Below are 13,184 nucleotides of genomic sequence, written 5' to 3' on the forward strand. Positions count from 1 at the left end.
CTATGGCATTTGAGAAGTACTTCCCTGAGATCCTCAGAGAACTACTAAAAAACATAGAAAAGATACCCACCTACGGTGAGAGAGGAGCAAGCAGGCTAGTATACAATTTCCTAAAGCTTCCTAAGGAAGAGAGACTCAGGATAGCAAACCTTATGATGAAAGCCTCCGAGTCCATCATCACCTGTTCTGAGTGCGGCATAGTATCTGACATGGATCCATGCAGGATATGCTCCGACGAAGGTAGGAACAGGAGGTACATATGCGTTGTTGAAGAGTCATCGGATGCTTATGCTATAGAGAAGTTGGAAAGGTACAAAGGCGTGTACCACGTGTTATGGGGAAGGATATCACCCCTTGAGGGTATTTCACCGGAGGATTTAAACATACCCAAGCTTTTGGAAAGGGTGGAGAAGAATCAAGCTAAGGAGGTCATACTGGCCACAAATCCCAACGTGGAAGGTGAAGCCACGGCCAACTACCTTTACAAGCTCCTTAAAAGGAAGTTTCCAAACCTTACTATAAGTCGTGTATCCTTTGGGCTATCCTTCGGCGGTTTTATAGAGTTTACCGACAGTCTTTCCTTGGAAAAGTCCATAGAAAACAGGAAAAAACTATAATTACTGAGTGCTTAGGAGGGAGTCTTGGGTACTGTTTTTCCTTGGAGTAGTCATAGGTGCAATAGTACTCCCTATACCCGCCATACTTCTTGACTTACTTCTGGTAACAAGCATAGCCTTTTCGCTTACCGTTCTGGTCCTTACCATGTTCATAAAGAGTCCTCTTGAACTCTCTGCTTTCCCAACTGTTTTACTTCTGGGAACCCTCCTGAGACTATCTCTAAATATAGCTGCGGCCAGAAGGATATTACTGCACGGACATGAAGGAACAGGCGCAGCAGGTCATATCATAGAAGGATTTGGTAAGTTCGTAGTAGGTGGAGAGGTGTTAGTGGGTATAGTGGTATTTCTCATATTCATAGTCATAAACTTTGTAGTCATCACAAGGGGAGCCGAGAGGATATCAGAGGTGGCTGCCAGGTTTACCTTGGATGCCATGCCAGGTAAACAGATGAGCATAGACGCAGACCTGAACGCCGGACTCATAACAGAGGAAGAAGCTAGAAGAAGAAGAGCTCAGCTTGAGCAGGAAGCTGCTTTCTACGGTGCTATGGATGGTGCTAGTAAGTTTATAAGAGGAGACGCTGTAGCAGCCTTAATCATACTCTTCCTATCCATAGTGGGGGGTCTTCTAATCGGGATAGTCTTCAAGGGTATGGGTTTTATGGACGCATTAAACACATACACAGTGCTCACGGTAGGGGAAGGTCTAGCCTCGCAGATACCAGCACTTCTCCTATCTACAGCCGCGGGCATAGTAGTTACCAAGTCGTCTTCAAAGGAAGAACTCGGAAAAACTCTTCTTGAGGAATTCCACAAGGATCCAAGGGTTTTCCTATACTCCTCCGGCTTCTTGTTTTTAATAGGTCTTATACAAGGCTTTCCTAAACTGCCCTTCTTCCTAATGTCTGGAATTATGGGTCTTCTCTACTACCTTTCCCAAAAGGCTCTCAAGGAAAGAGAGCTTCAGAATTTGGAAAAGATGTTGAAAGAGAGGACAAAACCTCAAGAAAAGAAGGAGGAAGAGGACATAATACAGCCAGAGGCCATATCTCTGGAAGTAGGCTACGGGCTAGTGCCGTTGGTTGAAGAGAAAGAAGGGGGAGACATAGCCTCAAGGATCAGGACCATAAGAAAGCAGATAGCCAGCGAGTATGGTGTTGTGGTTCCCCTCGTTCACATAAGGGATAACCTAAAGCTCAGACCATACGAGTACAGGATCCTTATAAGAGGTATAGAGGTGGATAGGTACGAGGTGATGCCCAACCACCTACTGGCTATAGACCTGGGGAACGCCAAAGGTCCTTTGCAAGCTATTCAGGCAAAGGATCCAGCTTTCAAGCTAAAGGCGTACTGGATAAGGGAAGATCAGAAGGCAGAAGCTCAAAGGCTAAACTACATGGTCGTAGACATACCCACCCTTCTTATAACCCACCTTTCTGAGGTCATAAAGAGAAACTTACATGAGATCCTCGGAAGACAGGAAGTTATGGAGCTTGTGGAGAGGTTAAGCAAGAAATACCCAAAGGCCATGCAGGGTCTTGTCCCAGACCTTATACCCATATCCATACTTCACAGGGTTCTGCAAAACCTCCTGAAAGAAGGTATACCCATAAACGACCTTATGAGCATAGTGGAAACTCTAGCAGACTACATAGATCAGACCAAGGATGTAGAACTCCTTACTGAGTACGTAAGACAAAGGTTGGCCAAAAGGATCACACGCCTATACATGACAGGAGATACCCTCTATGCCCTTGTACTCTCCCCTAAACTTGAAGCAAAGCTCACCTCTTACGTCCAGGAGGGAAGAGAAGACGAGTTTTTAGACACCGTAGTCAACCGTTTATATCCAAAGCTTTCCAGTGAGATCTCCAAGTTTGCACCCTACGGCGCCATGCCCGTGCTTATAACCACCTTTACTCTCAGAAGGCATATAAGGAAAGTTCTTGAGAGCTACATACCCCAGCTCGTAGTACTGTCGTATAATGAACTTGACAGACAGGTCAACCTAAAAGTATTAGGTGTAGTGGATGAGGATTAAAAAGATTTTTTCCAAGTCTCTACAGGAGGCGGTGGAGGATATAAAAGCCCTTTACGGTCAAGACGCTCTCATACTCTCCACCCGTGTGGTGAAGAAGAGACTAATTCCCTTCATGCCATTCCCTAGGCGTACCTACCTGGAAGTCACAGTGGGAATACCCGACAAGGAAGACTTTTCAGAGGAACTAAGAAAGCAAAACAATGTGTACGAGGAAATAGAAAAGCTCAAGCAAACCCTTAAAGAGATATTGGAAAGCATAAACAAGCAGAAGCTTGAAGTCCAAGACAAACCCAGTGCCGAGCTTGAAAGGGAGTTTTCCATAAGTGCCCTAAACTTGATAAACAAGCTATTGAACAAGGGTGTTTCTAAGGATGTGGCGCAGAGGATAGTAGAGTCTGCGTGCGGCTACGACTACGAGTTCAAAAGGCTTGACCTTAAGGGCGATAGCCTAGAATCTTTGGTGGAGGCTCTTAAGGTCCATATAAAGGTGGTAGAAGATTTCTTTGACAAGGATAAGGGACTGAGAATAGTGACCTTGGTGGGACCCACGGGCGTTGGCAAAACTACCACCATAGCAAAGCTCGCGCATATGCTAAAGAATCAAAGCATGTCTGTAGGGATAGTTACCATAGACAGCTATAGGGTGGGTGCTGTGGAGCAGTTAAAAGCCTTTGCCCTAGCCATGGAGCTCCCCTTCAGGGTTGCAGACACACCTTACAAGTTTAGGGAATGCATCGGTGAATTTTCCTCCATGGATTGCATATTTGTAGATACAGCAGGACGAAGCCAGTACGATGAGATAAAGATAAGAGAGCTTCTTCCTTACCTCTCTAAGCTTCCAGCTAGCGAAGTTTACCTTACAATAAGCACCAACGTAGATGAGAAGGTCATGTACGAAAGCATAGAAAGGTTTTCACCACTACACATAAAGGGTCTTATCTTTACAAAAATTGATGAGACCAACTACTACGGAACCATGCTCAACGTACTCTGCAGGACAAAGCTACCTATACTATGCTACACAACTGGGCAGCGTGTACCGAATGACATACAGATAGCAAGCTACGAAAACCTCGCAAAGCTCTTTTTGGAGAGGTAAGCCATGCAGGAACAAATGGCTCTCTTAGAAAGGCAGAAAGAGGGCAAGCAGACCCTCTACCTTTCCATATCCAGTGGTAAAGGAGGCGTTGGAAAGACGCTTCTGACGGTACACACAGGCAAGATAATAGCTGATAAAGGAAAGAAGGTCCTCATCATAGACGGAGACTTGGGCCTCAGCAACGTGCACCTTATGCTTGGCATTGCATCACCTAAAAACCTGTATGACTTTCTCAAAGGCGAATGTAGCATGGACGAAATAGTTGTACCACTGAATGAAAACCTTTCTTTTATATCAAGTGGTAGTGGCATAAAAGATATGGTAAACCTACCAGAAGCTCAACTGAAGGCTTTATTATGGAGGCTTAAAGAATTTGCGGAAAGGAGTTATGATTACGTTATATTTGACACGCCACCAGGCATACACTCAGACACCATAGCCCTCGTCTCTTCTTCTCACATCCCTATAATCATAACAACACCAGAACCTACAGCCGTTGCGGATGCCTATGGTCTTATAAAGGTTTTAAACAAGGAGGAGAACGTAAAGGAATTTTGCATTATAGTGAATAAGGTAAGCTCAAGGGAGGAAGGGAATAAGGTATACGAAACCATAAGCACGTTGTGCGAAAAGTTTACAACCGCAAGCGTAAAGTACCTCGGAAGCATAAGCTACAACCCAAAACTCATAAGACGGATAGTAAGACAGGATCCTTTTGACGATACTCTGATCAGAGAACTATCCCTCGCTCTTTCTAAGCTTCCCCTTGATGTAGAACCCCTAAGACTTAACTTTTGGGAACGTCTTTTTAACAGACTCAGACTCAGAAGTTAAAATTTAACTATGCTTAATCTCTCGTTGGAGGAATTTCTAGAGCTTTCAAGAACTTACAACATCATCCCTCTCTACAAGGACTTTCTGGCAGACACGGAGACTCCCCTGTCCATATTCTTAAAAACCCAAGAAAAAGGGAAGTTCAACATCCTGCTGGAGAGCGCCGAGGGTGGGATAAAGTGGGGTAGGTATTCCTTCATAATCCTGGGTGGATCTTTCTACTGTACTTACAGGAAGGGTATTTTTGAGATCATCAAGGACGGAAGGGTAGAGCACACTATAACCAAAGACCCTTTCTCGGAGATAAAAAAGATCTTAGAAGGCTTTATACCTTACCAGGATTCAAGTCTTGGGCGCTTTTGGGGTGGGCTTGTGGGGTACATAGGCTACGACCTTATCAAGCTCTACGAGCCTGTTGAAGACCAAAAGCCAGATCCCATATCCGTATACGACATGTTTATGATTTTTACAGACAGACTCATAGTGCACGACAACCTCACGGGCAAGGTAAGGATCATAGTACCCGTAAGAGTGTCTAAGGATGCAAAAGGGGACTACGAAAGGGCAGTAAGAGAGATAGACAGATGTAGCAAGGAAATATTCACCAGATGTGTATATCCTAAGGATTTCAAGGAGAAGGAACCAGACTTAAAGGGCTGGGAGTCTAACTTTAGCAAAGAAGACTTTATGAAGGCTGTAGAGAGGGCAAAAGAGTATATAGCCCAAGGAGATGCCATACAGGTAGTCCTCTCTCAGAGGTTTAAAAGGACCTTCACTGGTAACCCTCAGGACGTCTACAGAGTTCTAAGGTTTTTAAACCCCTCCCCTTACATGTACTGCATGGACCTAGGAAGTTTGCAGGTAGTGGGCTCCTCTCCAGAAGTGTTGGTAAGGCTAGAGGGTAACATAGTGCAGACAAGACCCATAGCCGGTACAAGAAGGAGAGGAACCACAGAAGAAGAGGATATACTCCTAGAGGAGGAACTTCTAAGAGATGAGAAGGAGAGGGCTGAGCATCTGATGCTTGTAGATCTTGCACGCAATGATTTGGGTAAAGTATGCAAACCAGGGACTGTAAAGGTTAGCAGTTTTATGAGAGTGGAAAGGTACTCTCACGTGATGCACATGGTGAGCGACGTAGAAGGTGAGCTTATGGATGGAATGTCTCCTGTAGACGTGCTCAAGGCTACCTTCCCCGCAGGTACAGTATCTGGAGCTCCAAAGGTCAGAGCCATGCAGATAATAGAAGAGTTAGAACCTGAGAGAAGAGGTGTGTACGCCGGAGCCGTAGGATACTTCTCCTTTCAGGGAAACATGGACATGGCAATAGCTATAAGGACGGCCATCTTTAGGGGAGGAGAAGTCTTTGTACAGGCAGGAGCTGGTGTAGTGGCAGACTCAGACCCTGAGAAGGAATGGTGGGAGACGGTAAATAAGGCAAAGGCCATAATGAAAGCTATACATATGGCGGAGGATACCTGATGGACCTATCTGTAGAGCTCTTTGGTGTGAGGTTCAAGAATCCCGTTTGGGTGGCATCGGGTACCTTTGGGTACGGACTTGAGGCCATGGAGATATATGACATATCCCAGCTTGGAGCTGTAGTTACCAAAGGCATATCACTAAAGCCAAGAGAAGGCAATCCACCGGAGAGGATAGCAGAGACGCCTTGCGGTATGCTCAACTCCATTGGTCTGCAAAATCCTGGCGTAGAGGGCTTCCTGAAGAAGATATACCCACACATAGAGAAGGTGAACACCCACTTTATAGTCAACGTATTCGGAGAAACAGAAGAAGAGTACCTAGAAGTATGCCTAGCATTAGAATCCGCACATAAGGTAGTGGCCTACGAACTGAATGTCTCATGCCCTAACGTAAAAAAGGGTGGCATGCTCTTCGGACATGACAAGGCAGTCCTAGGTAGACTCATAGACAGGATAAAGTCACACGTTAAAAAGCCTGTTTTGGTAAAGCTTTCTCCCAACGTGGATAACATAAAGGAGTACGCAAGAGTATGCCTAGAAAACGGTGCGGATGGCCTCGTAGCCATAAATACCCTAGTGGGTATGAAGATAGATATAAAGGCTCAAAGGCCAGAGCTTTCTACATACAAGGGTGGTCTTTCTGGACCTGCCATACTTCCCATAGCCGTCAGGATGGTGTGGGAGGTTTACGAAGAAGTAGGATCTTACATACCCGTGATAGGTGTGGGTGGTATATACGATACAGATTCGGCATTGCAACACATCCTTGCGGGTGCCAGCGCTGTGCAGGTAGGAACAGCTAACTTCTTTGATCCAACAGCTCCACTCAAGATAATAAAAGGGATAGAGGAATACTTGAAGGAGAGGTCCTTAGAGAGCTTTACCAAGCTCGTGGGCAGAGCTCATGGCTTAAGAGTAACCCCATGAAGGTTTCTGTGATAGTCACTACATACAACAACCCAGACTACCTTATGAGGGTTTTGGAGAGTCTTGCTTACCAAAAGGTACTTCCCTACGAAGTGATCGTAGCAGATGATGGCTCCACTGAGGATACAGCTTTGGCTGTTAGGGACTTTTCAAGAAGGGCTCCCTTTGTGGTCAAGCATGTCTGGCACGATGATCTTGGTTTTAGGGCGGCGAAGATAAGGAACGAAGGAATAAAGGTATCAGAAGGGGATTACATAATAGTCTTGGACGGTGACTGTGTAGTAAACAAACACTTTGTAGAGGATCACATGAAGTTAGCACAAAAGGGTTTCTTTGTCCAAGGTAAGAGGGTGCTACTGTCAAAAGAACTTTCAAGTACCTTTACGTACCGTCAGGCCAACTCCCTTACCTTCCTATTAAAACACCTGAAACATATCACGAATGCACACCACATATTCCATCTTCCCATCCTTCCTGCCTTTTCAAACAAAAACCTCAAGGGTATAAAAAGCTGTAACATGTCCTTCTGGAGGGAGGATCTTATAGCTGTTAACGGCTTTAACGAAGAGTTTGTCGGCTGGGGAAGAGAAGACAGCGAGCTAGCAGTAAGGCTGTTTAAGTACGGACTCAAGAAGAAGGTCCATCCCTTCATGGCCGTATGCTTTCACCTTTGGCATCCAGAGAACTCAAGGGAAAGCCTAAGCAGAAACGACGAGCTTTTAAGGATGGCTATACAGTCTGAAGAGTATGTCTGCAAAAAAGGCATAGTCAAGCTGCCTTAACAAAAGCTTAACCTTTCACCTCTATTCTCTATCCTTAGGATGGAAGTTTTAGTAGAACTCCATGACGTTTGTCCTTTTTACTTTGAGGAACTTGTAAGAGCCTTTAAACTTCTAGAGTCTTCTAACGTAAAGAAGTTTTCTCTGCTTGTAATACCCAACTTCCTAGAAAAGTATCCCATATGCAGCCATGAAAGATTCTTAAGGGCCATAAAGGATCTAAAACAGGAGGTAGTTTTGCACGGTTACACGCATAGCTCCAGGATAAGGTTTAGGGACCTTCCCTTTACATACAGGGAAGGAGAGTTTGGAGGGCTATCCTACGAAGAAACGTACCAAAGGATCTACATGGCTCTAGAGCTTTTGGATGCCTGCAGCATAAAAAGCAAAACTTTCGTACCACCTGCGTGGATTTCAAACCCACACATTGAGAACATACTTAGAGACCTCGGTCTCAGGTTCCTTGGACTTAGAAACCGTATAGTAGACCTTCAGAAAGCCATCGGCCTGCCTTCTCCCTCTCTCACTTTTTCCAACAGACCCATCCTATCTTACTTGAGCCTTAAGCTTATGCCTGGACTTTTGAACTTGACGAAGAACTACAGGCTTTTGCGCCTTGCCATACACATGAAAGACATGAGAGACAAAAGAAAGGTAGCCATGTGGCGCTTAATACTTAGGAGGTTAAAAAACAGGAGGTTTGTAAGCTATGAGGAAACGTTTGGCTCGTGCGGACTTGCACCTTCATTCTAAGGCTTCCAACCTGCCAGGTGGGTGGTTTAGCGCCCTCATCAACTGCCCAGAGAGCTACGCAGAACCTAAGGAGATTTACAACAGACTAAAGCAAAGGGGAATGACCTTCGTGACCATAACGGACCATAACACTATAGATGGTGTCCTTGAAATAGCACACCTGCCTGACGTGTTCATAAGTTGTGAGTACACAGTAAGCTTCCCAGAGGACAAGTCAAAGGTACACATCCTGGTGTACGGCATAGACGAATACACGCACAGGGAACTCCTCGAGCTCAGGAACAATGTGTACGAGTTTGTTAAATATCTAAAAGAAAAGCACATAGCCCACAGTCTGGCTCACCCCCTGTACAGCGTGCAAGAGACTAAGATCACCCCAGAGCTTGTGGAGAAGTTTATACTCCTTTTTGACAACTGGGAGATAGTAAACGGAACCAGAGGAGACTACTCACAAAGGTACGAAGAGTGGATAGCTAAAACTTACGATGGCTGGCACAAGATCTGGCACCTTGCTGAAAAGCACAAGATAGAACCACTCAGAATAAGACCCAACATAGCCTTCACGGCGGGTTCTGACGACCACGGCGGTATGGACGTGGGAAGAACATACACGGCATGCCCAGCTGACACAGTTGAAGAGTTCCTAAACTGTCTTAGGGAAGGTAAGACAGAGGTTTATACACAACCCCTTGGTGAAGAAAGGCTCCTGAACATGACCCTGCGCGTCTTTTACATGCACATAAGGGATCGCATACCCAAGGAAGAAAGTGAGCTAAAGAATATATTAGATCAAGTTTTTTACGTATCTAACAACCCTCTCGTGGAGCTGCTGCTTAGTAGTACTTTCAAGGTGGATAGAAGCCTCTTGCTGAAGGAGATAATAAAACGTCTACCCTTTATGGTAGTCCATAGACTTGTAAAAGAGCCCAGCCTTACCAACCTGGGAGCCCTGGTAGCAGCCATTGGCCTGCAAACCTTCTATGGCAGCTTGGTATACATGAGGAAGGAAGAAGAAAGTAACATGCAGTCAATATCCAGCCTTATGGGATTTACAACTGAGCAGAGCAGAAGATTGGCTTATATAACAGACACTTACTTTGAGATAAACGGTGTAGCAAGAACAGCTAGGATAGTTAGAGACCTATCCATCAAACATGGCCTCCCCGTGGACGTTATCACTGTGCATGACAAGCCTGGTAAGGAAGAAAACCTCATATTTCTAAAGTCCTACCTTGAGTTTCCGCTTCCCTACTACCAAGAGCTAAAGGTCAGGGTTCCCTCCTTTGTAGATGTACTTGACCTTCTTAAGAACTATAGCCACGTGCACGTAGCTACTCCGTCAGCTTTAGGTATCCTTGCAACTATCTCTGCCAAGATCTTAGGCTTGAAGACCAGCACTACCTTCCACACGGATATACCATCATACGTGGAGAAGTACACGGAGAGCCTATCTGCAGGTCAGAGGACATGGACACTGCTTACCATGTTTATGAATCTCTTTGACAAGGTGTATGTACCATCTGAAAAGTACAGAAGCATACTCGTGCAGAAGGGTGTAAAGGAAGAAAAGCTCAGACTCTTATACAGGGGAGTTGATAGAGGGCTCTTCAGCCCATCAAAGAAGAAACAGGACTACTGGAAAAGGAAGCTAGGAATAGAGGGCAAGGTAATACTTTACGTGGGCAGACTGGCGAAGGAGAAAAACTTAGACCTTCTGCTGCATGTGGCCAAGAAGCTATCAAACTACAACTTTGTATTGGTGGGCGACGGGCCGTACAAGGAACAAATTCTTAAGACAAAGCTCAGCAACGTACATCTAACCGGTTACCTGGTAGGTGAAGAGTTGGCCACAGCTTACGCCAGCTCTTACATCTTTGTGTTTCCTTCCCACACAGACACCTACGGACAGGTAGTCTTGGAAGCTCTGGCCTGCGGTCTTCCCGTTGTAGCCTTAAAAGGTTCCGCATCTTCCGAACATATACAGGACTACCACAACGGCTTGCTGGCTGAAGGGCCCGAGGACCTAGTGAAGAAGGTGGAGCTGCTTCTCATGAATGAAGACTTGAGAGATACCCTCTCTAGAGGAGCCCTCGAGTACATCAACAGTCTTGACTTAGAACAGACATACCTGAGCTTTATAAACAGCATAATGGAGGATGAGCTCTATGAAAGTGTTGGCTGTAGCTCCCTACTTTCATAGAAAAAGTGGCGGCATAAGAAGGTACATCCTAAGAAGGATAAAACAACTCAAAGACATACAGCAGGTACTTGTCATACCAGGAAAGCAAAAGAGGGTTTACCATATGGACCATGTCAAAGTGTACGAAGTCCCCTCTTTTCCCATACCACTGACAGGAGGCTACAGGTTTTTCAACAACCTAAAAGACGTAAAGGAGGTAATAAGCTTAGAAGAGCCGGATATAGTAGAGTTGCATGGAACCTACCTCATAGCTCCGTACATAGTTGGAGAAGGTTACAGGCTTGTCATCTTCTACCACTCAGACGCCGAGAAGGAGCTAAAGCTCTTATACATGCCTCAGATAATAAGAAACAAGCTTATGAAGTCTGTGATAAATGCCCTCAAGTGTGCCGACGCTGTCTTGGTACCAAGCCAGAAGTACCTAAACATACTAAAGGAATGGGGTGTTGAAAAAGTTCACCTTGTACCTTTAGGTGTTGACTGTGATACCTTCTCACCTTCTGCCAGAGACCCATACTTTGATAAGCTCTTAGGGGTAGACCCACACAGGACCATAAAGCTCCTCTACGTAGGAAGGCTCTCTAAGGACAAGAACATAGATACTCTACTTGAACTTTTAGACTTCTTAAACCCAAGACTCTTTTCCATGGTGGTAGTAGGAGCCGGGCCCCTTAGCTCCACGATCGAGAAGGAACAAAAAAGGAGGACAAACCTCTTCTATATGGGTCACATAAGCTCAGAGGAAGAGCTGGCCAAAATATACGCAAGCTGTGATATCTTTGTAAGTGCTTCCGAGTACGAGACCTTTTGCTTTTCCTTCGTGGAAGCACAGGCCAGCGGTCTTATAGTGTGTGCCTTCGACCTTAACTTAGAGACTCAACTCATCAAAGAGACCCTTTCCAGAGACTTTACAGCCCAAGGACTTGCCCATACCGTTTACAGAGCAGCTGATCTTCTCTCGCCAGGTTTGAGAGGATACCTTCACATAAAAACAAAAGAGCTCTTCCGTTGGGAAAAGAGCTTTTCAAAGCTCCTAGAAGTGTACGAAGTATTAACAGGATTACGCCAAAATTTATAAAAAAATACTTACTACTTATATGGTTATGTAGTAAACAGCTATTATAAACCGTACTTATGCATTAATAACGAGAATTTAATTGACCTTAGGGCACCTGTGAATAGAATAATGAATGCTATGAAGAGCCTGCTACTAAGCCTGCTTCTTTGCCTTTTTGCCTTTGCATCAAACTGGTACTCTGACGTTTCTAAAGGTATCGACATTGCAAAGAAGGAAAACAAACTAGTCCTCTTTTACGTGTACTCAAAGCATTGTCCTTACTGTAAGTACATGGAGGAGTTTGTCCTCTCAGATCCAGATGTGGATCAGAAATTAAGGGAATACGTAGTGGTGGCCGTAGACGTATCCTCAGACATGGGTCAGGAACTGGCAAAAAAGTACGGAGTAGTTGGTGTACCGTCTTTCATCTTCTACGACCCATCAAAGGATGTTATCATCTCCAAGAGGTTTGGTTCTATGTATAAAAGGGATTTTTTAAACATGCTTACTAATGTGTGCAAGCTCAGTCAGAAAAAAACCTGTTAGGAGGTATAGAAAATGGATAGGAGAAAGTTCCTGATGTTGTCAGCTTTAGGCGCTGGAATGCTTATGCTTTCACCCACGCTACTTGGTACCTCTTACGGTGCTGTGCCAGAGAAAGCACTAGAGGTGATAAAGGAAAAGGTGGGAGTACCTCTTGAGCAGATCAAGGAAAGCCCAGAGGTAACCCTCAAGGCACCCACCATAGCCGAAACTCCTACAGCCATCCCCATAGAGGTGGAGTCTACTATACCCGTTGAAAAGGTGGAAAAGCTCTGGATAATAGTGGATGGAAATCCAAACCCATGGATAGCTGACCTTACCTTTACACCTCAGAGCGGAAGGGTGTGGTTTGCCACGAGGATAAAGATGGCCCAAAGCTCCAACGTAAGGGCCATACTCAAACTCAAAGACGGTTCTTATGTGATGGCCGTCAAAGAGGTTAAGGTAACGGCCGGCGGTTGCGGATGACCTAAAAATTCCCAAAAATCCTATACAGGAGGTGTAACATGGAAATAGGTTTTGCAATACTGCGCGTGCCAAAGGAAGCCAAGAAGGGAGAGGTGATAAAGGTACAGATGATCATCACACACCCCATGGAACCCGGGACTAGAAAAGACCCATCCACTGGACAGATCATACCCGCCTACCACCTTACCAAGTTGAACCTCATCTATAACAACCAGCTTGTGTCTACTTTGCAGATGGGCGGCGCCATAAGCCAGAACCCTTACATAGGGCTCCCCCTAAAGGTGGAAGAATCAGGAACCATCAAGATATCCTACGAGGACAACAAAGGAGGAAAGTGGGAAAAGAGCGTTGAGATAAAGGTAACATAGGAGGGGATGAC

13 protein-coding genes are annotated in these 13,184 nt (G+C 45.2%); all 13 read left to right on the plus strand.

Going from position 1 to position 13,184, the window contains the following annotated elements; all coding sequences use genetic code 11:
- The first annotated feature begins 2 nt into the window (after nucleotides 1-2).
- Nucleotides 3-617 (plus strand): recombination mediator RecR, encoded by a 615-nt coding sequence (gene recR / locus B5444_RS06550; RefSeq protein WP_079654420.1) that lies wholly within the window; start codon nucleotides 3-5, stop codon nucleotides 615-617.
- Nucleotides 618-624: 7 nt separating this feature from the next.
- Entirely contained in the window at nucleotides 625-2,661 is a 2,037-nt protein-coding gene (gene flhA / locus B5444_RS06555; RefSeq protein ID WP_079654421.1) for a flagellar biosynthesis protein FlhA, read from the plus strand.
- Nucleotides 2,651-3,760 (plus strand): flagellar biosynthesis protein FlhF, encoded by a 1,110-nt coding sequence (locus B5444_RS06560; protein WP_079654422.1) that lies wholly within the window; start codon nucleotides 2,651-2,653, stop codon nucleotides 3,758-3,760. Before flhA ends, B5444_RS06560 begins: the two co-directional genes overlap by 11 nt.
- A 3-nt stretch (nucleotides 3,761-3,763) precedes the next feature.
- Entirely contained in the window at nucleotides 3,764-4,594 is an 831-nt protein-coding gene (locus B5444_RS06565) for a MinD/ParA family protein (RefSeq protein WP_079654423.1), read from the plus strand.
- A 9-nt stretch (nucleotides 4,595-4,603) separates the two neighbouring features.
- On the plus strand, nucleotides 4,604-6,076 hold the full coding sequence (gene trpE, locus B5444_RS06570) for an anthranilate synthase component I (protein WP_079654424.1): 1,473 nt from the start codon (nucleotides 4,604-4,606) through the stop codon (nucleotides 6,074-6,076).
- Nucleotides 6,076-7,005, plus strand: coding sequence for a dihydroorotate dehydrogenase (locus B5444_RS06575; protein ID WP_079654425.1), 930 nt, complete (start codon nucleotides 6,076-6,078; stop codon nucleotides 7,003-7,005). Before trpE ends, B5444_RS06575 begins: the two co-directional genes overlap by 1 nt.
- On the plus strand, nucleotides 7,002-7,787 hold the full coding sequence (locus B5444_RS06580; RefSeq protein WP_079654426.1) for a glycosyltransferase family 2 protein: 786 nt from the start codon (nucleotides 7,002-7,004) through the stop codon (nucleotides 7,785-7,787). Before B5444_RS06575 ends, B5444_RS06580 begins: the two co-directional genes overlap by 4 nt.
- Nucleotides 7,788-7,826: 39 nt before the next feature.
- Nucleotides 7,827-8,537: a polysaccharide deacetylase family protein gene (locus tag B5444_RS06585; protein ID WP_079654427.1), complete on the plus strand. Its 711-nt coding sequence runs from the start codon at nucleotides 7,827-7,829 to the stop codon at nucleotides 8,535-8,537.
- Complete coding sequence (locus B5444_RS06590) at nucleotides 8,494-10,737, plus strand: glycosyltransferase (protein WP_079654428.1); 2,244 nt, start codon at nucleotides 8,494-8,496, stop codon at nucleotides 10,735-10,737. Before B5444_RS06585 ends, B5444_RS06590 begins: the two co-directional genes overlap by 44 nt.
- Nucleotides 10,703-11,815: a glycosyltransferase gene (locus B5444_RS06595; protein ID WP_172838441.1), complete on the plus strand. Its 1,113-nt coding sequence runs from the start codon at nucleotides 10,703-10,705 to the stop codon at nucleotides 11,813-11,815. Before B5444_RS06590 ends, B5444_RS06595 begins: the two co-directional genes overlap by 35 nt.
- A 117-nt stretch (nucleotides 11,816-11,932) precedes the next feature.
- Nucleotides 11,933-12,340, plus strand: coding sequence for a thioredoxin family protein (locus B5444_RS06600; protein ID WP_172838442.1), 408 nt, complete (start codon nucleotides 11,933-11,935; stop codon nucleotides 12,338-12,340).
- Between the two features lie 12 nt (nucleotides 12,341-12,352).
- Nucleotides 12,353-12,805 (plus strand): thiosulfate oxidation carrier protein SoxY, encoded by a 453-nt coding sequence (gene soxY / locus B5444_RS06605; protein WP_079654431.1) that lies wholly within the window; start codon nucleotides 12,353-12,355, stop codon nucleotides 12,803-12,805.
- A gap of 38 nt (nucleotides 12,806-12,843) precedes the next feature.
- On the plus strand, nucleotides 12,844-13,173 hold the full coding sequence (gene soxZ, locus B5444_RS06610; RefSeq protein ID WP_079654432.1) for a thiosulfate oxidation carrier complex protein SoxZ: 330 nt from the start codon (nucleotides 12,844-12,846) through the stop codon (nucleotides 13,171-13,173).
- Nucleotides 13,174-13,184: the final 11 nt, after the last annotated feature.

The sequence above is a fragment of the Thermocrinis minervae genome (assembly GCF_900142435.1).
Classification (GTDB): Bacteria; Aquificota; Aquificia; order Aquificales; family Aquificaceae; genus Thermocrinis_A; species Thermocrinis_A minervae.

Coding starts and splice junctions, on each gene's coding strand:
- soxY (WP_079654431.1), top strand. CDS start 12,353: ATGGATAGGAGAAAGTTCCTGATGTTGTCAGCTTTAGGCGCTGGAATG.
- B5444_RS06600 (WP_172838442.1), top strand. CDS start 11,933: ATGAAGAGCCTGCTACTAAGCCTGCTTCTTTGCCTTTTTGCCTTTGCA.
- B5444_RS06580 (WP_079654426.1), top strand. CDS start 7,002: ATGAAGGTTTCTGTGATAGTCACTACATACAACAACCCAGACTACCTT.
- B5444_RS06565 (WP_079654423.1), top strand. CDS start 3,764: ATGCAGGAACAAATGGCTCTCTTAGAAAGGCAGAAAGAGGGCAAGCAG.
- soxZ (WP_079654432.1), top strand. CDS start 12,844: ATGGAAATAGGTTTTGCAATACTGCGCGTGCCAAAGGAAGCCAAGAAG.
- recR (WP_079654420.1), top strand. CDS start 3: ATGGCATTTGAGAAGTACTTCCCTGAGATCCTCAGAGAACTACTAAAA.
- B5444_RS06585 (WP_079654427.1), top strand. CDS start 7,827: ATGGAAGTTTTAGTAGAACTCCATGACGTTTGTCCTTTTTACTTTGAG.
- B5444_RS06595 (WP_172838441.1), top strand. CDS start 10,703: ATGAAAGTGTTGGCTGTAGCTCCCTACTTTCATAGAAAAAGTGGCGGC.
- B5444_RS06575 (WP_079654425.1), top strand. CDS start 6,076: ATGGACCTATCTGTAGAGCTCTTTGGTGTGAGGTTCAAGAATCCCGTT.
- B5444_RS06590 (WP_079654428.1), top strand. CDS start 8,494: ATGAGGAAACGTTTGGCTCGTGCGGACTTGCACCTTCATTCTAAGGCT.
- B5444_RS06560 (WP_079654422.1), top strand. CDS start 2,651: ATGAGGATTAAAAAGATTTTTTCCAAGTCTCTACAGGAGGCGGTGGAG.
- trpE (WP_079654424.1), top strand. CDS start 4,604: ATGCTTAATCTCTCGTTGGAGGAATTTCTAGAGCTTTCAAGAACTTAC.